The sequence below is a fragment of the Haloplanus salinarum genome, from assembly GCF_009762275.1.
GTDB classification, from domain to species: Archaea; Halobacteriota; Halobacteria; order Halobacteriales; family Haloferacaceae; genus Haloplanus; species Haloplanus salinarum.
The window spans coordinates 1,752,515-1,773,930 of record NZ_CP034345.1 but is presented as its reverse complement, the minus strand read 5'-3'; the positions used below and the strand labels follow the sequence as shown (position 1 = coordinate 1,773,930).

27 protein-coding genes are annotated in these 21,416 nt (G+C 70.7%); 14 read left to right on the top strand and 13 right to left on the bottom strand.

Annotated features, from left to right (window positions below):
• Positions 1-9: 9 nt before the first annotated feature.
• The 6 genes from EI982_RS10470 to EI982_RS18405 all read right to left on the bottom strand — a co-directional run bounded on the left by EI982_RS10470 (position 10) and on the right by EI982_RS18405 (position 3,850).
• Positions 10-558 carry a GMP synthase subunit A gene (locus EI982_RS10470; RefSeq protein WP_157689652.1) on the bottom strand — a complete coding sequence of 183 codons (549 nt, stop codon included), beginning with the start codon at positions 556-558 and terminating at the stop codon, positions 10-12.
• Between the two features lie 60 nt (positions 559-618).
• Positions 619-1,143 carry a DUF7097 family protein gene (locus tag EI982_RS10465; protein WP_157689651.1) on the bottom strand — a complete coding sequence of 175 codons (525 nt, stop codon included), beginning with the start codon at positions 1,141-1,143 and terminating at the stop codon, positions 619-621.
• Between the two features lie 35 nt (positions 1,144-1,178).
• Complete coding sequence (locus EI982_RS10460) at positions 1,179-2,330, bottom strand: multicopper oxidase domain-containing protein (RefSeq protein ID WP_157689650.1); 1,152 nt, start codon at positions 2,328-2,330, stop codon at positions 1,179-1,181.
• A 115-nt stretch (positions 2,331-2,445) separates the two neighbouring features.
• A complete protein-coding gene (locus EI982_RS18410) occupies positions 2,446-2,613 on the bottom strand; it encodes a DUF8143 family protein (RefSeq protein WP_199243594.1) in 168 nt (55 codons plus the stop codon).
• Positions 2,614-2,823 carry a zinc ribbon domain-containing protein gene (locus tag EI982_RS10455; RefSeq protein ID WP_157689649.1) on the bottom strand — a complete coding sequence of 70 codons (210 nt, stop codon included), beginning with the start codon at positions 2,821-2,823 and terminating at the stop codon, positions 2,614-2,616.
• A gap of 70 nt (positions 2,824-2,893) precedes the next feature.
• Positions 2,894-3,850 (bottom strand): hypothetical protein, encoded by a 957-nt coding sequence (locus EI982_RS18405; protein ID WP_199243593.1) that lies wholly within the window; start codon positions 3,848-3,850, stop codon positions 2,894-2,896.
• Between the two features lie 169 nt (positions 3,851-4,019).
• Between EI982_RS18405 and EI982_RS10445 the strand changes: the two genes are divergently transcribed.
• The 3 genes from EI982_RS10445 to EI982_RS10435 are packed head-to-tail and all read left to right on the top strand — an operon-like array spanning position 4,020 to position 5,493.
• Complete coding sequence (locus EI982_RS10445; protein ID WP_157689648.1) at positions 4,020-4,757, top strand: hypothetical protein; 738 nt, start codon at positions 4,020-4,022, stop codon at positions 4,755-4,757.
• Complete coding sequence (locus EI982_RS10440; RefSeq protein ID WP_157689647.1) at positions 4,757-5,110, top strand: DUF192 domain-containing protein; 354 nt, start codon at positions 4,757-4,759, stop codon at positions 5,108-5,110. The genes EI982_RS10445 and EI982_RS10440 overlap by 1 nt, the downstream gene beginning before the upstream one ends.
• Positions 5,111-5,154: 44 nt before the next feature.
• Positions 5,155-5,493 carry a cupin domain-containing protein gene (locus EI982_RS10435; RefSeq protein ID WP_157689646.1) on the top strand — a complete coding sequence of 113 codons (339 nt, stop codon included), beginning with the start codon at positions 5,155-5,157 and terminating at the stop codon, positions 5,491-5,493.
• Here the strand turns inward: EI982_RS10435 and lysS are convergent.
• Positions 5,490-7,094: a lysine--tRNA ligase gene (gene lysS, locus EI982_RS10430; protein WP_157689645.1), complete on the bottom strand. Its 1,605-nt coding sequence runs from the start codon at positions 7,092-7,094 to the stop codon at positions 5,490-5,492. The genes EI982_RS10435 and lysS overlap by 4 nt on opposite strands.
• Positions 7,091-7,807 carry a UMP kinase gene (gene pyrH, locus EI982_RS10425; RefSeq protein WP_157689644.1) on the bottom strand — a complete coding sequence of 239 codons (717 nt, stop codon included), beginning with the start codon at positions 7,805-7,807 and terminating at the stop codon, positions 7,091-7,093. The genes lysS and pyrH overlap by 4 nt, the downstream gene beginning before the upstream one ends.
• Before the next feature lie 126 nt (positions 7,808-7,933).
• Here pyrH and EI982_RS10420 point away from each other — a divergent pair, with 126 nt between their 5' ends.
• From EI982_RS10420 to EI982_RS10410, 3 genes are all read left to right on the top strand, one after another.
• Positions 7,934-8,716 carry a molybdopterin synthase gene (locus EI982_RS10420; protein ID WP_157689643.1) on the top strand — a complete coding sequence of 261 codons (783 nt, stop codon included), beginning with the start codon at positions 7,934-7,936 and terminating at the stop codon, positions 8,714-8,716.
• Positions 8,717-8,930: 214 nt separating this feature from the next.
• On the top strand, positions 8,931-9,185 hold the full coding sequence (locus EI982_RS10415) for a DUF7123 family protein (RefSeq protein WP_157689642.1): 255 nt from the start codon (positions 8,931-8,933) through the stop codon (positions 9,183-9,185).
• A 104-nt stretch (positions 9,186-9,289) separates the two neighbouring features.
• Complete coding sequence (locus EI982_RS10410) at positions 9,290-10,417, top strand: site-2 protease family protein (RefSeq protein ID WP_157689641.1); 1,128 nt, start codon at positions 9,290-9,292, stop codon at positions 10,415-10,417.
• On the opposite strand, the gene thiL is transcribed toward EI982_RS10410, so the two are convergent.
• Positions 10,414-11,283 carry a thiamine-phosphate kinase gene (gene thiL, locus EI982_RS10405; RefSeq protein WP_157689640.1) on the bottom strand — a complete coding sequence of 290 codons (870 nt, stop codon included), beginning with the start codon at positions 11,281-11,283 and terminating at the stop codon, positions 10,414-10,416. The two genes, EI982_RS10410 and thiL, sit on opposite strands and share 4 nt — an antisense overlap.
• Positions 11,284-11,374: 91 nt before the next feature.
• Here thiL and EI982_RS10400 point away from each other — a divergent pair, with 91 nt between their 5' ends.
• From EI982_RS10400 to yqeC, 5 genes are read left to right on the top strand one after another with little or no spacing between them, the layout of a single operon-like run.
• A complete protein-coding gene (locus EI982_RS10400) occupies positions 11,375-12,409 on the top strand; it encodes a lysylphosphatidylglycerol synthase transmembrane domain-containing protein (RefSeq protein ID WP_157691144.1) in 1,035 nt (344 codons plus the stop codon).
• 40 nt (positions 12,410-12,449) lie between these two features.
• The gene (locus EI982_RS10395) at positions 12,450-12,905 is read left to right on the top strand and encodes a 30S ribosomal protein S19e (protein WP_157689639.1); all 456 of its coding nucleotides are present in this window, start codon (positions 12,450-12,452) and stop codon (positions 12,903-12,905) included.
• Positions 12,906-12,947: 42 nt separating this feature from the next.
• Positions 12,948-13,307, top strand: coding sequence for a DNA-binding protein (locus EI982_RS10390; protein ID WP_157689638.1), 360 nt, complete (start codon positions 12,948-12,950; stop codon positions 13,305-13,307).
• A gap of 4 nt (positions 13,308-13,311) precedes the next feature.
• Positions 13,312-13,929 carry a DUF7411 family protein gene (locus tag EI982_RS10385; protein ID WP_157689637.1) on the top strand — a complete coding sequence of 206 codons (618 nt, stop codon included), beginning with the start codon at positions 13,312-13,314 and terminating at the stop codon, positions 13,927-13,929.
• A 20-nt stretch (positions 13,930-13,949) separates the two neighbouring features.
• Complete coding sequence (gene yqeC / locus EI982_RS10380; protein ID WP_157689636.1) at positions 13,950-14,675, top strand: selenium cofactor biosynthesis protein YqeC; 726 nt, start codon at positions 13,950-13,952, stop codon at positions 14,673-14,675.
• Here yqeC and mobA read toward each other — a convergent pair.
• The 3 genes from mobA to hisS form a co-directional block, all read right to left on the bottom strand.
• Positions 14,672-15,289, bottom strand: coding sequence for a molybdenum cofactor guanylyltransferase (gene mobA, locus EI982_RS10375; RefSeq protein WP_157689635.1), 618 nt, complete (start codon positions 15,287-15,289; stop codon positions 14,672-14,674). The two genes, yqeC and mobA, sit on opposite strands and share 4 nt — an antisense overlap.
• A 304-nt stretch (positions 15,290-15,593) precedes the next feature.
• Complete coding sequence (gene truA, locus EI982_RS10370) at positions 15,594-16,391, bottom strand: tRNA pseudouridine(38-40) synthase TruA (protein ID WP_157689634.1); 798 nt, start codon at positions 16,389-16,391, stop codon at positions 15,594-15,596.
• 32 nt (positions 16,392-16,423) lie between these two features.
• On the bottom strand, positions 16,424-17,722 hold the full coding sequence (gene hisS / locus EI982_RS10365; RefSeq protein ID WP_157689633.1) for a histidine--tRNA ligase: 1,299 nt from the start codon (positions 17,720-17,722) through the stop codon (positions 16,424-16,426).
• Between the two features lie 103 nt (positions 17,723-17,825).
• Here hisS and EI982_RS10360 point away from each other — a divergent pair, with 103 nt between their 5' ends.
• Together EI982_RS10360 and EI982_RS10355 are read left to right on the top strand one after the other, a co-directional pair.
• Entirely contained in the window at positions 17,826-18,782 is a 957-nt protein-coding gene (locus EI982_RS10360; RefSeq protein ID WP_157689632.1) for an AEC family transporter, read from the top strand.
• Between the two features lie 84 nt (positions 18,783-18,866).
• Positions 18,867-19,583, top strand: coding sequence for a hypothetical protein (locus EI982_RS10355; RefSeq protein ID WP_199243809.1), 717 nt, complete (start codon positions 18,867-18,869; stop codon positions 19,581-19,583).
• Here the strand turns inward: EI982_RS10355 and EI982_RS10350 are convergent.
• Positions 19,580-20,038: a DUF3592 domain-containing protein gene (locus EI982_RS10350; protein WP_157689630.1), complete on the bottom strand. Its 459-nt coding sequence runs from the start codon at positions 20,036-20,038 to the stop codon at positions 19,580-19,582. The genes EI982_RS10355 and EI982_RS10350 overlap by 4 nt on opposite strands.
• 90 nt (positions 20,039-20,128) lie before the next feature.
• Between EI982_RS10350 and EI982_RS10345 the strand changes: the two genes are divergently transcribed.
• Entirely contained in the window at positions 20,129-21,415 is a 1,287-nt protein-coding gene (locus tag EI982_RS10345) for a phosphoglucose isomerase-related protein (protein ID WP_157689629.1), read from the top strand.
• Position 21,416: the final 1 nt, after the last annotated feature.

Below are 21,416 nucleotides of genomic sequence, written 5' to 3'. Positions count from 1 at the left end.
TCCCCACCTTCAGTCGCAGCGGGCGATGAAGTTCGCGAACACCTCGTCGCCCTCGGCGGTGTGGGCGACTTCGGGATGCCACTGGACGCCGTACAGCTCCCGGTCCGGATCGCTCATCGCCTCGATTTCGCAGACGTCGCTCGTCGCGGTGTGGGTAAAGCCCGTCGGGAGGGCGGTCACCTCGTCGGCGTGGCTCGCCCACACGCGCGTCTCGGGGGCGAGCGACCCGACCAGCGGATCGTCGTCGTCGACGATCCGGACGTCCACGTCCGCGTAGCCGCCGTAGTCGCCGGCACCGACCTCGCCGTCGAGCTCCGTGGCCATGATCTGCATCCCCAGGCAGATCCCGAGGACCGGGATGTCCATGTCGAGATACTCCGCACAGCGGCCGATGCGATCCATGTCGGGCCCCCCCGAGAGCACGAGGCCGTCCGCGTCGAGGTCCTCCGGCGGGGTGTCGTTGTCGACGATTTCGGTGTCCACGCCCGCGTCGCGGAGCGCCCGACGTTCCAGGTGCATGAACTGCCCGTGGTTGTCGACGACGAGAATCCGAGTCATTACGACCGGATAGGCCGGTAACGCCTAAAAGATGACCGGAACCGGCTCACTGCCCGTCGTTCACCGCCGGTCGTCCCGCTCTGCGGCCGTCCGGAAGCCGAACTCGGCTCGCTCCTCGCTCCGTCGTTCCTCGCGGGCGGCGAGTGCCTCGGCGTCCGGATTCACGTCGTCGTCGATCCGCGCCCACCCGGCGTGGACCTTCGCGTGACACCAGCGACACAGCGCCACCGTGATCTCGTGGGCGGGATCGTCCCCGGACGCCTCGGCCGACCCGTAGGAGAGGTGGTGTTCCTCCAGCAGCGGCCGGACGTCGTCGTGGGCCATCCGTACCTCCCCGAGGCCGCAGCGACGACACTCCCGGCCGTCGGTCGTCGAGCGGTAGTGGGGACAGTCGCGCCAGCCGTCGTCGCCGGCGACGACGCAGGCGTGGCCGTCGGCGCGTCGTTCGGCCGCGAACGCGGGATCCTGCCCGGCGTGTTCCAGCGCGAACCGACAGCGCCCGTCGGAGGTCAGGTGATCGCACCGTCCGGCGTGGGCGTAGGGGTCGTCCACCCCGACCGACGTGCCCGTCGGCGTCCGCTCCATGGGCGCCGGTCGGGCGCCCACGGGCAAGAACCTGTCTACCCCTCGTAGCCCGCGTACTCCATCAACTGGGCGAAGATGTCGGAGTCCATCGCCGACTCGTAGACGATGCCGCCGACCATCCCGCCGGGGTAGGCGTTGCCGTTCATCGCGTGGCTCACCTTGTGGCAGTGCATGAGGTAGATGCCGGGGTCGGCGTCGGCCTCGAACTCGATGGTCTTGCGCTCCGCGGGCGCCAGGTCGAGGATGTCCTCCTCGTACTGGGCGGCCTCCGGAATCCGTGACCCGTCCTTCTCGACCACCCGGAACCGGTGGTTGTGCGTGTGGATCGGGTGGTTCATGTAGCCGTTGTTGGCGTAGTGGATGCGGACGGTGTCGCCCTCGCTCACCAGCACCGGCGAGCCGTCCTCGGGGTGGAGCGTCCGCGGTGCCGACCGCCCGTTGATCGTGAACACGTCCGGCTGGCGGTTCCGCGGGCTGTAGCTCACGTCCTCGCCGGCCATCTGCCGGTTGAGCCGGGAGTCCCAGTCTTTGACCGTCATGAACAGCTCCTGATCGGCCGGCTCGTACCCCTCCGGATCGACGCGGAAGATGCCGTACATCCCCATGTCGATGTGCCGGTGGGTCTGGTAGTGGCAGTGATAGAGGTGGGTCCCCGGGACGTTCGCCGGGATCCGGTAGGTGTGTTTCTCGCCCGGCTGGACCGTGATCCCCGTCGTCGTCGGGACGCCGTCGTTCTCCCACGTCTTGCGGACGCCGTGGAAGTGGACGGTGTGGGGCATGTCCGCGTCCGTGTTGTCGAGGGTCACCTCCATGTCCTCGCCCTCCGTCGTCCGGATGATGGGACCCGGAACGCTCGGCTCGCGGTCGTCGGCCTGCCAGGCCCAGACCCGCGGCAGTTCGACGGGGCCACCCATCGCGTCGCCGGGATGGACCGGGAGCCGCGAGGTGACCGACCGGAGCGTCACCTGGTTGTTCTGCTCGGTCACGTCGACGACCTGTGGCTTGCCCGCGCCCGGCAGGCTCCCGCCGCTTTGCTGTGCCGCCGTCCCCGTCGCTCCCCGGGGCTCTCCCTCGCGGTTCATCGGTGCCGTACAGCCGGCGAGGCCGAGGACACCGGCCGTGCCGGTCGCCTTCATGAACTGCCGACGCGAGAGGTTCGTTCCGGGTGCTCCGACGTTGTCCGTCATACGAGTACACGTTACCGGGATAGCTACAAGTCGGGCTCGCCGGTTCCCGTCCGGCGGCAATCCCGTCGGAGATTCCCGAATATGTTCGGCTTCGAAGCGGGGAGTGTGGTGTGGCTCACCGCCGGTCGCGCTCGTTCACGTCGCGGCGGGCGGCCCGCTCGGCGGCCTCACGGTCCATCACCTCCCGGTCGTCGTGTTCGGCCCGGACGAGCCAGTACAGGACCAGCGGCGCCGCCAGGCCGAAGAGGAGGACGACGGCGAGGACGACGGTTCCGCCGGGCATTCAGCCCAGGAACACGTCGACGATGTCGCTCCCCGCCGAGCCGGTGTCGCGGTACAGCTCCGAGTAGCCGCAGTTGGCACAGGAGACCACCCGGAATGAGTTGGTCTGGATGTCGAACATCTTACTGAGACCCCCGCCCGTGGTGGAGATCTTTCCCACGTCGGTCTCGGTGTGGCCACATTTCGGACAGCCGCGGTCGTCCGTCTCCATGCCTTCGGCTTGCGCTCGTCGGGACAAAGAACCTCCGTTGACTCAAAGACGCGTTTGAGACACCGCCGCCTCAGCTGTACTGCTCGTAGATGCTGTCGGCGTCGTCCGCGTTCCGCGAGGCGAGATACCGCAGGTCCTCGGCGACGGTCTCGAAGGCGCCGGCGCGCTCCGGGAAGTCGTCGAGGAGGTCGTCGAGGCGGTCCTCGGCGTCGTTCAACGTGTCGTAGGCGCGCTCGGCCGTGTCGGCGGCCCGGTCGGTCCGGTCGTCGTCGATCTCGTCGCGTGCCCGGGACAGCAGGGTGACGCCGTTCCGGATGTCCTCGGCGTCGTCGGCGAGGGTGGTGAGCACCTCCGATTCGTCGGTCAACTGGGCCACCTTCGCGTCGTGTTCGTCCGCGTCGATGGCGTCGACGGCCGACGCCGGCGATCCTTCGCTCCCCGTGCCGATGGCCTCGATCGGCTCCGAGACCTGATCGGCGGCGGTCTTCACCCGCTCGACGTCGTCCTCCGCGTCGCCCAGGTCGCTGTCGTCCATGTGGGAGTACGCCTCGGTGAGCGCGTCGTGTCCCTCGATGAGCCACGACTGGGCGTCGGTGGCGTGCGTGAGGAACTGCTGCATGGCGTCGATAGCCTCGATGGTCTCCCGCTGGTCCTCGGTCGTCGCCTCTGCCTCCGCCTCGACGAGCGTCCGCTGGATGCCGTCGAGCTGGAGGAGCACCTCGCGGGCCCTGAACGACTCCGTCTCGGCGGTCACCGACAGGAGGTCCCCGGTGACGCCGTCGGTGTAGACGTAGATGGCCTCGGCGAGCTGTCCCTGTGCGGTGCTTATCAGCTCCGCCGCCGCCTCGGACGCCTCCGGCTCCGGCGTGGCCGTGGCCGTCGGCGTCGCGGTCGGTTCGGGCGTCTCGGTGGCCGTCGGTTCGGCTGTCTCCGTCGGGGTCGCCGTAGCGTCCGATCCGCTCGGCTCTCCGCCGAAGCAACCGGCCGCGAGGGGGGTCAGGGCGACGAGGAAGGCACGTCGATCCATACCCGCTTCTGGGGTTTCACATCAGTAAAACGTATCGATGCTGTCAGACGCGTGTGAGACGTGAACGGAGCGATTTCGAGCGTACGAACCGTCCTGTGCGACGTGCGTCAGACACGTATCAGATTTGGATAAAAACATATAGGTCGACGTCGCCGCACAGCAACGAACGATGACCCTCCAGGACTCGTCCACGGGACGCGACGGCGTGGGTGCCCGGGCCGCTGCCGTCGTCGTCGCGCTCCTCGCCGTCGACGCCGGGTGGAACCTCTCGCTCAATACGCTGCTCGTCCGCTCCGGGGCGGCCGAGACGCTCGGAACCACGTTCCCGGTCACCGTCCCGCTCACCACGCTGGGTGCGGTCGGTGGGCTCGTCCTCTCCTCCGTCGCGGGCATCGTCCTGCTGGCGACGCTGGCGCGGGTGTTCGCCGCCGACACGGATGCCCTCGGGGCCGGCGAGACGCCCGCCGAGACGCTCGCGGCGTACGCCCGGGCCGTCGTCGTGACCGTCGTCGGCGTCGTCGCCGCCGGCATCGGCCTCGCCGCCCTCGTCGTCCCCGGACTGGTCGTACTCGTCCACCTGCCGCTGGTGTTCGTCGCCGTCGCCGCCGACGGCGAACCCATCGGGCGCGCGGTCGACCGCACCTGGACGCGCGCTGGCGGCAACCGCGCCCGGATCGCGGCCGTCGGCCTCGCCGTCGTCGCCGTCCCACTCGCGCTGGCCGTCGTCGCCACCCTCACCGCCATGCTCCCGCCGCTCGTGGAACTCGCCCTCGGCGTCCTCGTCACCGGCGTCGCGGCCGCGGCGGGCGTCGCCGCCTTCACCGGAATCGCCGACTCGATCGACGGGTCCGCGACCGGCTCGGCCCGGACCGACCGGGTGAACCCCACCGCCTCCGGACGGCTCTAGTGGCCCGGGTCGTCCACCGTCCCGCCGACGGCGACGACCGGGTTCTCGCCGCCGACGCCGCCGTCGCCGACTCCCTCCTCGCGAAGGCCCGCGGTCTCATGTTCCGCCGCTCGTTCCCCGGCGACGCCCTCGTCTTTCCCTTCGACGGCGTCGGGGACCGCACGCTCCACATGGTCGCCGTCCCTTTCGACATCGACGCCGTCTGGCTCCGCGACGGACGGGTCGAACGCGTCGCCCGCCTCTCGGCCTGGACGGGCCTCGGCCGGGCCCCCGCCGACGCCGTGATCGAACTCCCCGCGGGCGTCGCCGACGGGGTGAGCGCGGGCGACGAGGTGCTGATCGAGGGTCACTGACGCCGGGGCGGAGATTTAAGCCCGCCGGGGTTCCCCGGATGTGTATGGAGATCCGATCCAGCGACGACGCGGAGACGACCGAAGCGGTCGCGGACGTCCACCTCTCCCAGTTGGCGTCGGGCGAGGAGATGAGCCTCCAGGGGTACACCATCGACGTCGGCGCGACGGTGCCCGAGCACAGCCACCCACACGAACAGGCCGGCCTCGCCACCCGCGGGGAGGTCGTGTTCATCGTCGACGGCGAGGAACGGGTCGTCGGCGCCGGCGACACCTACGTCATCCCCGGCGGCGAACCTCACGCCGTCGAGAACCGGGGCGACGAACCGTTCGAGGGCGTCGACGTCTTCAGCCCGCCGCGGACCGACCCCGACTGGCAGGACTAGGCCTCGCGCCGGAGTCGTTTCACCACGAACGACTCGTCGAGTTCGCCGAGGAACTCCCCGAGGCGCGGACCCTCGGTGTCGTCGAAGAAGAGCCGATAGCCCGCGGCGAAGAAGTCGCCCACCTCGACCCCGTGTTCGCGGGCCGTCTCGTACATCTGCCCCTGGATGGCCTCGCCGTCGTGACCCTCGGCCACGAAGTCCGCGAGGTCCGCCAGCGCGGCGACGACGTCGGCGTCGAAGTCCGTCTCCGGCAGGTCCGCCTGCAGGCGGTAGTTGTACGCGTTGTCCATCCGCTCGGCCCACGTCCGTGCCCGCTCGACCCGGTCCAGAGCCTCCTCGATCGCCCACTCCGGCGTATCGTCGTCGAAGAAGCCTTGGTTGCGGGCCATCCGCACCCGGAGGTCGCGGTCGTCGGTCATCCCGAGGACGGCGGCGAAGGTGTACGGCAGGCGCACCCGCTCCGGGCGGACCTCGTCGACGACGAGCGGGTAGGCGCGATCCGCGAGCGGCTTCAAGTCCTCGTCGGTCTCCTCGTCGAAGTAGACCCGTTCGAACCGGTCGAACTCGTCGACTAGCAGGTCGATCCGCTCGGTGTCGAAGTCCTTCGCCCGCTTGGGGTTGCGGACGAAGAAATAGCGGAGGACCTCGGGTTCGAGGAGCGCGAGCACCTCCTCGACCGTGACGACGTTGCCAGCCGAGGAGGAGAGCGGTTCGCCGTCGAGCGTGAACCACTCGTAGGTCATGGGGACCGGCGGCTCGGTCTCCAGGATTTTTCGGGCGATCTCCTGGCCGCTCGGCCACGAGCCCTCGGCGTGGTCCTTCCCGAACGGCTCGAAGTCGACGTCGAGGACCTTCCACTGCGCGGGCCACTCGAAGCGCCAGGGGAGTTTGCCCTCCCGGAGCGTGCCCGTCCCCTCGTGGCCACAGCCCTCGATGTGGTCGCCGCCGGCGTCCAGCCCCGAACAGACGTACGACACCTCGCCGGCGTCGAGATCGACGCCGCGTACGTCCTGCGTGAGTCGACCGCACTCCGAACACTGCGGCATGAAGGGGACGTAGTCCTCGTCGACGCCGTCCTGGTACGCGGCGAGCACTTCGCGGGCGCGGTCGGCCTTCGCGAGCACTTCGCGGGTGACGGCCTCGAACTCGCCGGACTCGTAGAGGGCGGTGTTCGACACCATCTCGACGGGGACGCCGACGGCCTCCGCGCTCCGGGCCAGGAGGTCGGTGAAGTGAGCGCCGTACGAGTCGCTCTCGCCGAAGGGGTCCGGGATGTCCGTGTACGGTTTGCCGAGGTTGCGGCCCAGCGCCCCGGCGTCCACCTCGCCCAGGCCGACGAGGTTCCAGTCCGCGTCCGCGAGCCGTCGGGGGACGCCCCGCAGGGCGTCGCGGTCGTCGCTGGTGAACACCTGTCGTACCTCGTGACCCCGCTCCCGGAGGACAGCGGCGACGAAGTAGCCGCGCATGATCTCGTTGAAGTGGCCGAGGTGGGGGACACCCGAGGGCGAGACGCCGCCCTTGACGACGACGGGATCGTCGGGATCGCGGGCCTCGATTTCGTCGGCGACGTCGTCGGCCCAGAAAGCGTTGTGGTCGCTCATCGGCTCCAGCCGTCGGGGTTCTCGGTACAGCCCTCGGGGACCACGTCCGTCCCGGTGTGTTCCCCCCGGAGGACGGCCGCCTCGATCCGTTCGGGGTCGGTCCCGTCGAGGACGATCGTCCGCATCTTCGAGCGCTCGATGAGTTTCGCCGCCAGCAGGTCGACGGGCGCCGAGGCGCCGGCACCGCGGCTCATGGGGGCGATCAGGTCGACGAGTTCCGCCCCCGTGAGCCGCCCGTGGCGCTCGGCCTCGGGATCGGTGTCGGGGTCGGCGTTGAACACGCCGTCGACGCTCGTGGCGTAGACGAGCAGGTCGGCGTCGACGTACTCCGCGAGCGCCGCGGCCACCGCGTCGGTGGTCTGCCCGGGCATGACCCCACCCATGACGGGCACGTCGCCCCGGCGCAGCGCCTCCCCGGCTTCCTCGTAGTCGTGGGCCGGCGAGGGCGCCGAGAGCCCGTCGAGCGCCGCGATCAGCAGGCGGGCGTTGATCCGCGTCACGTCGATGCCGAACTGATCCAACTGTACCTCGTTGGCGCCGAGTCGGCGCGCCGTCCCGATGTACTCGCGGGCGACGCCGCCACCCCCGACGACCGCGCCGACTTCGCAGCCCGCCTCGACGAGCGCCTCGACCGCCGCCCCGTGGCCCGCGACGCGGTCGGCGTCGAGGTCCGGCGCGAGGACGCTCCCGCCGATAGAGATCACGACTCGCATTATCCGTCCGGTAACCACGAGGCCGGCTTAAGGGTTGTCAAGCCGCCGAGCGTGCGTGAACCGTCCGCGTGACCCCGACTCGCACCGTCGAGTCACAGTTAAGGGTCCGCGTCCGCTTCTCGACGTATGAAGACGCTCAACATCGTCGGCCCGGGCGCCGTGGACCTGGCCGACCGACTCGTCCCCCGACTCGACGGCCGCGTCGCCACCGTGGAGACCCTCCCCGAGACCGCCGCCCGCGACACCGACGCCGGCGCGGCCTACGGCCTCTCGACCGACGGTTCGTGGATCGGTGCCGGTGACGGCGAGACCCTGTCGGACCTCCTCGACTCGCTGGTTCCCGACTACGACGCCGCCCTGACCGTCGGCTTCGCGGACGCTCGCCTCCCGACGGTCGCCGTCGCCGACGCCGAGGCGGCCGGCGAGGTCCGACACACCGTCCCCGAGGCCGCCGACGCCGACCTCGATCCGGTCCTCGACGTCGTCGCCGACCTCGAACCGCGGATCACGCTCGAATCCCTCGTCGACCGGGCGAAAGCGTCCCCCAAGGCCGAGCGCGCCGGCGCCATCGCCACCTTCACCGGACGCGTCCGGGTCAAGGATGCCGAGGACGACACCCCGACCACGCACCTGGAGTTCGAGAAGTACGAGGGCGTCGCCGCAGACCGGATGCGGACCATCCGCGCGGAACTCGAGGCCCGCGACGGCGTGTTCGAGGTGCTGATGCACCACCGGACCGGCGTCATCGGCGAGGGCGAGGACATCGTGTTCGTCGTCGTGCTCGCTGGACACCGCGAGGAGGCCTTCGACACCGTCGAGGACGGTATCAACCGCCTCAAGGACGAAGTTCCCATCTTCAAGAAGGAGTCGACAGCCGAGGAGGAGTTCTGGATCCACGAGAAGGCCTGACCCGTCAGATACCCGATCGAAACGGCGATATAATTTTGCACCAATATTAAACGAAAGAAATCATTAGATGAGGCGGTAAAATGTCTCGAGGCCTGGTAAAACGTCCTGAATGATTTTCCGACTCCGATAAATCGGTAAAACCGCCCGAACTGCTCCGAACGTTCCTCCCTTTATAACACCCTCCGGGCTGTACGAACGGTCGAGGCGAAATCAAATGAGCGCAACCGCAGACCCCTCCACCGACTCCGACGACAGTGCCTCCAAAGAGGAGCGGCTCAAGCAGTACCTGCTCTCGAAGGCGCAGGACGGCGAGCACTACTTCAAGAGCAAGTTCATCGCCGACGAAGTCGACCTCTCGCCCAAGGAGATCGGCGCCCTGATGGTCAAGCTTCGTGACTCCGCCTCCGACCTCACCGTCGAGAAGTGGTCGTACACGAGCGCCACCACGTGGCGAATCGAGGCCGCCTGATCGGTCGTTCCCCCGTCCCCGCTGCGCCATCGCCACCCCGCCGTTCGCCGCCGGTTCGACCGCTGTCACGGGTTTTATACCGCTGAACGCACTACCTTGCACCGATGGACGGAGCCGACGGGCCGCCGTCAGAGCCCCTCGAAGCGGTGTTTTACGTCCGCGAAACCGACCGCGACGGCGACAGCGTTCGTTACTACGGCGAGCCCCTGGTGCCGAAGCGGTCGCTGGCCGACGAACTCCAGGAGCCGTTCCGTCGGGCCGGCTACCGCCTGGACCTCGAGGCCGGGCGCGAGCCCTGGGAGACGGTCGTCGTCGCCACGCCCGCGGACGGCCGGATCGACGGGGTCCCGTGGACCAACCTCGTGCTCTTCGTCGCCACGGTCGTCTCGACGCTCCTCGTCGGCGCCGTGGCCTGGTACTACGTTCCCCCCTCCGACCTCGCGGCCAACCCCCTGCTCGCCCTGCGGGCGTGGCCCTTCACCGCCGCGGTCCTCGGCGTCCTGACGACCCACGAACTCGGTCACTACCTCGTCGGTCGGTACCACGGCGTCGACGTCTCCTTGCCCTACCTCATCCCCTTCGTCGTCCCCTTCGGGACGCTCGGAGCGATCATCCGGATGCGTGGGCGGATGCCCGACCGGAAGACGCTGTTCGACATCGGCGTCGGCGGCCCGCTGGCCGGCCTCGTCGCCACCGTCGTCGTGACGGCAGTCGGGCTCTCGCTCGATCCGATGACCGTCCCCCAGCGGGTGATCGACGCCCCCGGACGGATCATCGTGTTCAACAACCCGCCCCTGCTCGACCTGATCGCGGCGGTACTCGGGCAGCCGACGAGTTACGCCGATCCGACCCGCACGGTCCATCCCGTCATCATCGGCGGCTGGGTCGGGATGTTCTTCACCGTGCTCAACCTGCTCCCGGTCGGTCAACTCGACGGCGGACACATGGTCCGGGCGATGCTCGGTCACCGACAGGAGACGGTCGCTTCGCTCGTGCCCCTCGCCCTCTTCTCGCTGGCCGCGTACCTCTACTACGTCCGCGGCCTCGGGTTCAACGAATCAGTCGGCCTGTGGGCCGTCTGGGGGCTGTTCGCGACGTTCATCGCGTACAACGGCCCCGCCGAGCCGGCCGACGAGACGCCGCTCGGCTGGAAGCGGCAGGTCCTCGGACTCGTCACCTTCGCCCTCGGTGCGCTCTGTTTCCTCCTGGTCCCGATCCAGCTGCTCGGTTAGTGGGTGTACCCCCGATCCGGAAGCGGTTCGCCGTCGGCGACGACGCCCCCGTCGGTCACGCGTCCGATCCGGGTCACCGGCACCGGAAGCTCCGCTCGCACGTCGTCCAGCCGCGCCGCCGGCGCGGTGAACACGAGTTCGAAATCCTCCCCGAAGAAGGCCGAAAGCTCCCGCCGGTCGGCGTCGTCCGCGGCGACGGCGTCGACGCTCGGATCGACCGGGAGCCGGTCCCACGTGATGTGCACTCCACAGCCGCTGGCGGCGGCGAGCTGGTGGAGCGAGCGCGCCAGCCCGTCCGAAGAGTCCATCATGGCGGTGGCGACCGGCGCGAGCGCCCGTCCCGCCTCGACCCGCGGATCGAACCGGAAGAGCTCGTTTCCGCGGTCCGCGTTTCCGGCCTCGAACTCGCGGATGGCCGCGGCGCTCCGGCCGAGCGTCCCCGTCACGAAGACGCCATCGTCGGGGGCCGCCCCGCTCCGGTAGACCGGCTCCTCGACCCGCCCCACGACCGCCCCGGCGACGGTGAACTCGTCGTGGTCGTCGAGGTCGCCGCCGACGTACCGGGCGTCGACCGTCCCGCAGACGTCGGCCGCGCCGTCGACGAACGCGGCCACCTCCTCGGGATCGAACTCGGGGGCGCCGTAGGCCGCGACCGCCGCCGTCGCCGCCCCGCCCATCGCGGCCACGTCGGAGAGCGACGCCCCGATGGTCCGCCAGCCGGCCGTATATCGGGTCACCCCCGCCGGGAAGTCCGTCCGCTCGTGGAGCATGTCCGTCGTCAACACCAGCCCGTCGATCACCGCCGCGTCGTCGCCCGCCTCGCCGACGCGGTCGGCGAGGGCCGCCAGCGCGCTCCGTTCGTCCATGGCCGGCGTTGGGGGTGCCGGGTCAAAAACCCCCGACGCCCGCCGGCGTCGATCCGGTGGGTTAATGCGTCGGCTCCCCCTCCGAACGGACATGGCCGGCGGACGCACTCGGGCGACCGTCCTCGGGTTCGCCGGCGCCATCGCCGTCTTCGCCGTCCTCTTCTGGCTCGCCGGCGTCGACGACCTGCTCGTGCAACTCGCGGGTGCCGACCGCCGTCTCGTCGGCCTGGTCCTCCTGGCGACCCTCGGCTGGCTCGCGGCGTGGGGGCTCGCGCTCCGGGTCGTCCTCTCCGTCCTCGGCATCCAGCTGTCGGTGCCGCGGGCCCTCTTCGTGTTCACCGGAGCCATGTTCGCCAACAACGTCACGCCCTTCGGCCAGGCGGGCGGCGAACCGATCACCGCCCTCCTGATCTCGCGGGTGGCCGACACCGAGTACGAGACGGGGCTGGCCGCCATCGCGAGCGTCGACACGCTCAACTTCGTCCCTTCCATCACCATCGCGCTCATCGGCGTCGGCTACTTCGTCACCGAGGCGACCCTCGGCACCAGCCGGCGGCTCGAACTCGCCCTCGTCGCGGTAGTCGTCCTCGCCGTCGGCGTTCCGACCCTCGTCTACCTCGGCTGGCAGCGCCGCTACCGGCTCGAAGCGCGGATCGTCGGCGTCCTCACGCCGCTCGTCCGCCGGGTGGCGAGCCACGTCCCGCGCGTCCCCGAGCCGACGGTCGAGGGCGTCGAACGTCGGATCAACGGGTTCTTTCGGGCCATCGAGCGCGTGGCAGCCAACCCCCGCGGACTCGCGCTCGCGCTCGCGCTGTCCTCGCTCGGCTGGCTCTGTCAGATGCTCGGCCTCTGGCTCGCCTTCCGGGCCGTCGGCACGCCTATCCCCCTCTCGGTCGCGCTGTTCGTCGTCCCCATCGGCGCCATCGCGGGCGTGACGCCGCTCCCCGGCGGCGCCGGCGGCATCGAGAGCGTCCTCGTCGTCCTGTTGGTCGCCGCCCCGCTCGCGGGGGTCACCGAAGCCGTCGCGCTGGCGGCCGTCGTCGTCTTCCGGGGGATGGTCTACTGGACCCCGACGGTGCTCGGCGGGGTCGCGACCGGCGCCGTGGGCCTCCGTTCGCGGGCCTAATACGATGGGTTTAAACGCCGTCCGCCGGAAGCCTGCGCCAATGGTAACCCTCTACGACGTGCCGGCGGACGCGCTCATCGACGAGCTCGCCGACCGGCTCGCCGACCGTATCGAGGAGCCCGCGTGGGTGAACTACGCCAAGACCGGCTCGAGCAAGGAACTCCCGCCCCAGCAGGACGACTTCTGGGCCGTCCGCGCCGCGAGCCTCCTGCGGAAGGTGGCCGTCGACGGGCCCGTCGGCGTCGACCGGCTGTCGACCGCCTACGGCGACCGCAAGCAGGGCTCGACCCGCTACCGCGTCGCCGCCAAGCACACCGAGGCCGGCAGCAAGAAGATCATCCGGACCATCCTCCAGCAACTCGAGGACGAGGACCTGGTCTCGACCGCCCAGGGCGAGGGCCGCGTCGCCACGTCCGAGGGACAGAGCCTCCTCGACGAGGTGGCCGCCGACGTCCTCGATGACCTCGACCGGCCGGAACTCGAGAAGTACGCCTAACCCTCCGAAATCGTTTTCACTGTTTCGCCGGAATTCGTACCCATGAGTGGCAACCCCGACGACGAACGAATCGAGGAACTCCGCCAGCAGAAGATGCAGGAACTCAAAGAGCAGGCCCAGCAGGGCGGTGCCGACGGCGAGCGGGCCGAATCCCAGCAGGCCGCCCAGCAGGAGGCCGAAGCCCAGAAACAGGCGCTCCTGAAACAGCACCTCACCGACGGCGCGCGCCAGCGGCTCAACGCCGTCCAGATGTCGAAACCGGAGGTCGCCGACAAGGTCGAACAGCAGGTCGTCGCCCTCGCCCAGAGCGGGCGCATCCAGGACCGCATCGACGAGGACCAGATGCGGAAACTGCTGAAGGAGCTCACCCCGGACAAGAGCTTCGACATCCGCCGCCGATAAGGCGATGGACGCCGCCGTCCTGTTCAGCGGCGGAAAGGACTCGGCGCTCGCGGCGCTCTCGCTCGACCGGTTCTACGACGTGACGCTGGTCACCGGCACCTTCGGGATCACCGACGACTGGCGGCACGCCCGCCGGGCGGCCGACCGCCTCGACTACCCCTTCCGCACCGTCGACCTGGACCCTGCCGTCGCCGACGACGCCGTCGACCGGATGCGTGCGGACGGCTACCCCCGAAACGGCATCCAGCGCGTCCACGAACACGCCCTCGAACGCGTCGCCGGCCTCGACGTGACTGCCGTCGCCGACGGCACTCGCCGCGACGACCGCGTCCCGACGGTCGATCGGTCGACGGCACGGAGCCTCGAGGACCGCCGCGGGGTCGACTACCTCGCGCCGCTCGCCGGGGTCGGCCGGGGCGCCGTCGACCGACTCGTCGATGCCCACCTGACGGTGCGGGCCGGGCCGAGCGAGGCACTGCCCCGGGCCGACTACGAGGCCGAACTCCGCGCCCACCTCGCCGACCGCGCCGGTCCCGACGCCGTCGCGTCGGTGTTCCCCGCCCACGAACAGACGGTCGTCCGCGGGCGACATCCCGCCACGGACGGCGATACGCCGAAGTGACTGGACGCGAAAGCGTGGCCATGGATCTCATCGAGGCGCTGTCGGCCGACGCGGACCTCGTCTGTGTCGTCGGCGCCGGCGGCAAGAAGACGACCCTGTACGCCCTGGCCGCCCGGCTGGAGCGGGCCGTCGTGACCGCGACGGTTCGCATCCCCATCTTCGACGACAACGTCGCGGCGGTGCGTGTCACCCGCGACCCGATCGGGACACTCCGCGACGCCGACGCGACGACTTGGCCGCTCGGACTCGTCCCCGAACGCGAGCGTGACGACCGCTACCTCGGCTACGACCGCGAGACGGTCACGGCGATCCGCGCGGCACACGACGGGACGGTCCTCGCGAAGGCCGACGGGGCGCGCACGCGGCTGCTGAAGGCACCCGACGACCGCGAACCCCAGGTGCCGGCGACCGCCGACACGGTGATCCCCGTCGCGAGCGCCCGCGTCGTCGGGAAGCCACTCACCGACGACCACGTCCACCGACCCGAGCGGGTGGCCGAACTCACGGGCCTCGCCCTCGGCGATCCGATCGGTCCCGAGGACGTGGCGACCGTCCTCGCCAGTCGAGCGGGCGGGCGGAAACGCGTCCCACCGACGGCGACGGTCGTCCCGCTCGTGAATATGGTCGACGACGACGACCTCGCGGCGACCGGTCGGAAGGTCGCCGCGGCCGTCCACGACCGGGCCGACGTCCCCCGGGTCGTCCTCGCACGGATGGCCGACCCCTCGGTCGTCGACGTGATCTAATCGCGCAGGCGCCGTTCGGCGTCGGCGAAGTCCTCCCGCGTGTTGCAGTTCTCGAAGGTACGCCGGTGGCCGTGTTCCCGCACCGCCTCGGCGTCGACGACGACGAAATCCAGTTCGAACAGCGGCGCGACGATCCGCTCTTCCCCGGCGTCCAGGGCCGCCTCGCAGGCCTCGGCCATCGCCGCCGCCCGGTAGACCGCGTGGGTCGTCTCGAACCACTGCTCCGGCCTGGGGACCACGGCCTCGTGGCCCGGGGCCCGCTCGAACAGGTAGTCGACGAACTCGGGGTCGACGAAGGGCATGTCGCAGGCGACGACGAAGGCGTACTCACCCGCGACGGCGCGAAGGCCCGTCGCCATCCCCGCCATCGGCCCCTCGTCGGGGGATTCGTCCTCCGCGAACGTGACGGGGCGGCCCACCCCGTCGAGCGCCTCACGGATCGCCGGCGTCTGTTCGGCGCGGCAGTTGATCACGACCGCGTCGACGACGGGGGCGACCCGGTCGACCACCCGCCGGATCATGGGCGTCCCCGCGAGGTCGGCGACCGCCTTGTCCTCGTCGCCGAACCGCGTCGACCGACCGCCGGCGAGTACGACGGCAGTGCGCTCGGACATGTCGGTGGCTACGCGGGCCCACCTTTTTACGTCGTCGGGTGACGCCCACCTTTTTACGTCGTCGGGTCGCGCTCCGCGCGACCGCTCCTCGCAAAAAGCTGGACCAAAAACGGCCGCGACTCGCCGCGGGATCGGAGATCCCTCGCTCGTCGCGGTCACTCGTGCTGGACCGCCCCGCCCCGCTCAGCACCGCCCCGCCCAGCACCGCCCCGCTCAGCACCGCCCCGCCACGCCCCGCTCCGCCCTGCCTCGCACCGCCCCGCCACGCCCCGCTCCGCCCTGCCTCGCACCGCCATCCACACCCTCACTCGATGCCGTCACACAGGTCGCCGACGACCCGCGCGGCCGTCCGCGCCTCGACGCGTCGCTCCGCGAAGACGCCGAGTGCGCTCTCGACGGCGTCGGGGTCCGGCGCGAAGGTGACGCCCGGATACGTCACGTCCGCGAGGACGAGCGGCGTCGCCGGTGCGGTGGGAACCCCCGCGGGACCGTCGAGGGAGTCGGGCCCGAGGACGCGGCCCACCCGCTCGGGGTCGCTCTCGCCGGCACCGACCGCCCGCACCAGCGACGCGATCCGACGGACCATGTGCCGGGCGAACCCGCCGGCCGCGAGCGTCAACACGAGGAAGTCGCCGTCCCGCTCCCCGCTCGCGTCGAGGCGGCGGACGGTCCCCGCGTCGTCGGTCGTGAGGTTGTGAAAGTCGTGCTCGCCGGTCAGGCGGTCCAGCGCCTCGCCGGCCCGGTCGTCGTCGAGCGTCGGCGCGTACAGGTGGTATCGGTAGCTCCGGCGGCGGGCATCGTGGGTGGCGTGAAAGTCCGGGCTGACGTCCGCGCTCGCCCACGCCCGGACCGTCGCGGGGAGCGTCCCGTTCAGCGCGGCGGGCGAGAGCCAGTCGGGCGCCTCGAAGGCGACGGTCTGGGCGAGCGCCGAGACGCCCGCGTCGGTCCGCCCTGCGGCGGCGTAGCCCGCCGGCGGCGCCGCCAGGTCGAGGTCGCGTAGGGCGTCGAACAGCGCGTCCTCGACGGTCGGCCGGTCGGGCTGTCGCTGGAACCCCGAGTACGGCCGGCCGTCGTAGGCGATCCGGAAGGCGCGTCGCGGCATCGACGGGGGTCGGGCGCCCCGGCAGTTAACCCCTACGCGAAGTCGTCGTAGGTCGGCCGGTCGTGGTCGCCCGGGAAGGCGTCGACGGGTGCGGTCGTCTGGTCGCCGCTCTCCATCTCCTTGACCGTCACCTCGCCGTTCTCCAGGTCGCGCTCGCCGACGATGACGACCGTCTCGGCGTTGACGCCGTCGGCGTAGGACATCTGCGCGCCGAAGCTCCGGTCCGCGAGGTCCGACTCGACGACGTGGCCCCGCTCCCGGAGGTCACGGGCCACCCGCGCGGCCGTCTCCCGGGTGTCACCCACCGAGAGGACGTAGTAGTCCGTCGCGAGCGCCTCGTCGGGCCAGACGCCCGCCCGCTGGAGGAGCAAGGAGAGCGTGGCGTGGCCGGGTGCGACGCCAACGGCCGGCGTCGGCTGCCCGCCGTAGCTCTCGATCAGGTCGTCGTACCGCCCGCCGCCGAACACCGCCCGGGACACCTCGCCCTGCGTGTCGAAACACTCGAAGACGGTGCCGGTGTAGTAATCCAGTCCCCGGGCCGTCTCCAGGGAGACGCTGCAGTACTCCCGGACGCCGAAGTCCGCGGCGGCGTCGAGGACGTTCCGCAGGTTCCCCACCGCCGCCGCGACGTCGTCGGTGCCGGCGAAGGCCGTGAGGTCGTCGAGGTCGTCGGTCGCCAGCAGTTCGTCGAACCGCTCGGCCTGGTCGTAGGAGAGGCCGGCCTCGTGGAGCAGGTCGTAATACTGAGCCGGCTCGATCTTCTCGGATTTGTCGACCGCACGAACCGCCTCTCGAACCCGTACGTCGGCGTCGAACGCCCGGAGGAGGCCGCCGAGGATGTCGCGGTGGGAGACCCGGAACTCGAAGTCGTCGCCGGAGAGGCCGAGCGCGGTCAGGGCGTCGGCCGCGTACGCCAGAATCTCCGCGTCGGCCGTCGGCTCCGCCGACCCGAAGACGTCGACGTTCGTCTGGTAGAACTCGCGGAACCGCCCCTGCTGGACCTGCTCGTACCGCCAGAAGGGCCGCGTCGACATCCACTTGATCGGCTTCTGGAGCTCCTGGCCCTTCGCGACGACCATCCGCGCCACCGTCGGCGTCAACTCCGGCGTCATGGCGACGTGGCGGCCGCCCTTGTCCTCGAAGGCGTACAGTTCCTCGACGATCTCCTCGCCGCTCTTGTCGGTGTAGAGATCGACGGCCTCCAGCGCCGGGGTGCCGATCTCCCGGAACCCGTACCGCCGGGCGGTCTCCTCCAGCGTGTCCGCCACCGCCCGCCTGGCGGCCATCTCCTCGGGGTAGAAGTCACGGAACCCCTTCAGTCGGTCGTACATACCGCGTCGTCGTCGCCCGCCGCGCTTGAAACCTGCCCTTTGGGAAGCGGAAGCCCTTGCTCCCACACGGAGGCTAAGGCCCCCCGCCGGCGACGCCCGGCCTATGTCGCTCGTCTCCGCGTTCACCTCGGCCGTCCTCCCCATCGTGGCGGTCATGGCCCTGGGGTATACGCTCGCGACCGCCCTCGACGTCGAGGTCGACTCGCTCAACGACGTCGCCCTCTATCTCTTTCTCCCCGCGCTCATCTTCCACAGCATCGTCACGACGACGCTCTCCGGCGACACCGTCGCGCTCATCTTCGCCGGGGTCGGCCTCTTCGTGATCGTCACGATGGGGCTGGTCGAACTCCTCGACCGCCTGCTCGGCGTCCCCGAACCCTACCGGAGCGCGGACGTCCTCGCGGGGGCGCTCCCCAACGCCGGCTTCTACGGCATCCCGCTCGCGGAGTTCGCCTTCGGCGACGTGGGCCGGACCACGGCCGTCATCTACATCACCGCCCAGGCGTTCCTGATGTACACCCTCGGCGTCTACGTCGCCTCCCGGGGCGGCGGCGAGGCCGGCATCGGCGCGGTCAAGGAGATATTCCGCCTGCCGCTCGTCTACGCCATCGCCGTCGCCGGCACCGTCCGCCTCCTCGGGATCGCCCCGCCGACCGACGGGACGTTCATGTCCACCGTCAGCCTCGTCGGCGACGCCTCCATCCCCCTGATGCTCGTCATCGTCGGGGTTCAACTCTACGGCCTGAAGTACGGCAACGTCCGCCGGGTGATCCGCCCCTCGATCGTCAAACTCGTCGTCGCCCCGCTGACGGGCCTCGCCGTCGCGCTCGCCCTCGGGAAGTTCGGCGACGTCGCCGTCGCCCGGGTGTTCGTCCTGCTCTGTGCGACGCCCGTCGCGCTCATCCCCCTCGCGCTCACCCTCTCGTACAGCGACGTGGACGACCGCGACGGCCTCTCGGCCTCCGAGTATCTCACCATGACCATCTTCGTCACGACCGTCGCCAGCGTCCCGGTGTTGACCGTGCTGATCACGCTCCTGCAGGACGGCGTCGTGCTGTGACCGCCTGAACGCTTTTGCCCGCCCGGGCGCTTGCCACGGACGATGTCAACGTCGCGAGCGACCGTCCGCGGTGCGATCAGGGGCATGGGTCAGCGAGCCAATCCCGTCTTCGCCGCCGGCGCCGTCGCCGTCCCCGTCGGCGCCCTCGCCTACGCCCTCCTCGCCGCCCCCGTCGTCCACCACATCTACGTCCACGTGATGGCCGGCGTGCTGTGGACGGGCATCGACCTCTTCATGGCGCTCGTCCTCGGTCCCGTTCTCGGTGGCCTGTCCGTCGAGGAGCGTGCCAGCGTCTTCCGGCGGTTCACGCCGAAGATGGCCTTCCTCATGCCGTCGCTCGCCCTGGTCACCATCGTCGGCGGGGTCACCCTCGCCGAGCGGCTGGGCGTCTTCCCCCACGCCCAGCCGTGGATCGCCCTCCTGACGCTCGCGACCACCGTCCCCGCGCTCCTCCTCGTCGGCTGGCAGTTCGACGCCCTCGACGACCCCCGGTGGCTGGTCGCCTTCGCCGTCGCGCTCCTCGGCGGCGGCGCCTACCTCGCCGTCACCGCCGACGCCTTCGGGCTGACCTCCCCGATCATCCTGCTCACGCTCGCCATCGTCACCGTCCTCTCGGTCCTCGGGTTCGGCGTCCTCCTCCCCGGCGAGATGCGTATCTACCGCCAGTTGGCGTCGGGCGACCCCGACCCCGAAGTCGTCAGCCGGATCGGGATGCGAAACGCCCGCCTGAGCGGCGTCCAGGGCCTGTTTCAACTCGCCATCGTCGTCGTGATGGTCTACCTGCGGTGGCCGGCGGCCTAACCCATCGCCGACCGCCCCGCCCCCAGGAGGAACAGCGCGCCGACGCCGACCAGGAGAAGCGGCTTGTTGCTTCGCTCCGGCTCGAGGTACCCCTCCCCCGGCGCGTCGGTCGGGACGTACACCGTCGCCGTCTCTCCCGGTTCGTCCCCGTCGAGTTCGGCTCTGGCCGCGCTCTCGGTGTCGAAATCCCGGACGAGCGTTCCGGGGTAGACGTTCGAGGCGGTGTAGTTCTCCCCCTCGTAGGTGTACTCGAAGGTCGCCCGCGGGACGTACGAGGTGCCCTTGGTCGAGCGCTCCTCGACGGACGTCGACGTGATCGTCCCCTGGACCGTCTCGGCGGAGCCGAGCGCCGACGACTGCGTGCTGTAACTGTACGCGCCGAATCCGATCGACGCGAGACCGATCACCAGCGTGAGGGCGATACCGACTCGCCCGGAGGGCCCGCTGATTCGCATATCGGTTCCCAGAACCGAGGGGATGGTAAAAGGTACGCTCGGCTCGCCGAACTGGAAACGGTTTTGCCGGAGCGGGTCCCCGCTTGGGCCATGTACGTCGACCTCGGCAACGCACTCGACGCCGAACCGCGACTCACGCGCGAGGCCTTGGAGCGGCTCGACGAGCGCGTCGCCGACGCCCACGACCGCATCGAGCGCGGCCGGGCCGAGGCGGCCCACGGCTACGCGTCGCTGAACCTCCCCGAGACGGTCGACCCGGCGGCCGTCCGCCGGGCGGTGGATCGCTTCGACGACCCCGCGGCCGTCCTCTCCGTCGGCATCGGCGGGAGCGCCCTCGGCGCCGCGACGCTCGCCGAGGCCCTCGGAACCGACCTCGACGCGTACGTCCTCGACAACGTCGACCCCGCACGTGTCGCCGGTCTCCTCGAGACCCTCCCGCTTTCCGACACCGTCGTCCACGTGGTCTCCCGGTCGGGCACCACCGCCGAGACCCTCTCGAACTTCCTGATCGTCCGCGAGGCGATGGCCGACGCCGGCGTCGACTGGACCGAGCGCACCCTGGTCACCACGGGTCCGTCGGGGAACCTCCGGAATCTGGCCGACCGCCACGACCTGCCCGTTCTCGACGTCCCCGCGGGCGTCCCCGGGCGCTTCTCGGTGCTCTCGACGGTCGCGCTCCCCGTCGCCGCCCTCGCCGGCCACGACGTCGAGGCCATCGTCGACGGGGCGCGGGCCGAGGCCGACCGGCTCGCGGGGTCGCTGTTCGAATCGCCCGCCTACGCCTACGGCGCGACCTGTCATGCCCTCGAACGCCGCGGCGCGGGCGTCAACGCGATGATGCCCTACGCCGAGTCGCTGGAGTCATTCGCGGAGTGGTTCGCCCAGTTGTGGGCCGAGAGCCTCGGCAAGGACGCCGTCGGCCAGACGCCCGCCCGGGCGCTCGGAGCGACGGACCAGCACTCCCAGCTCCAGCTCTACCGCGCCGGCCCGCGGGACAAACTCGTGACGCTCGTCCGGCCCCGGGAGCGTCCCGACGTCGCCATCCCCGAGACGGACCTCGACGGCCTCGCCTACCTCGGCGGCGGGAGCCTCGCCGACCTGCTCGACGCCGAGTTCCGGGCGACCGAGGCGAGCCTCGCGGCCTCGAACTGCCCGAACGTCCGGATCGAGGTCGACCGCGTCGACGAACGGGGCGTCGGCGAACTCCTCTACGGCATGGAGGCGGCCTGTATCATGTACGGCGAGCTCGCGGGCGTCGAGACGTTCACCCAGCCCGCGGTCGAGTGGGGCAAGCGCGCCGCCCGCGGCCTCCTCGGCGGCGGCGACGTCGACGCCGAGGACGCGGTGCCCGAGAAGCGCCGTCTCGTCATCGACTGAT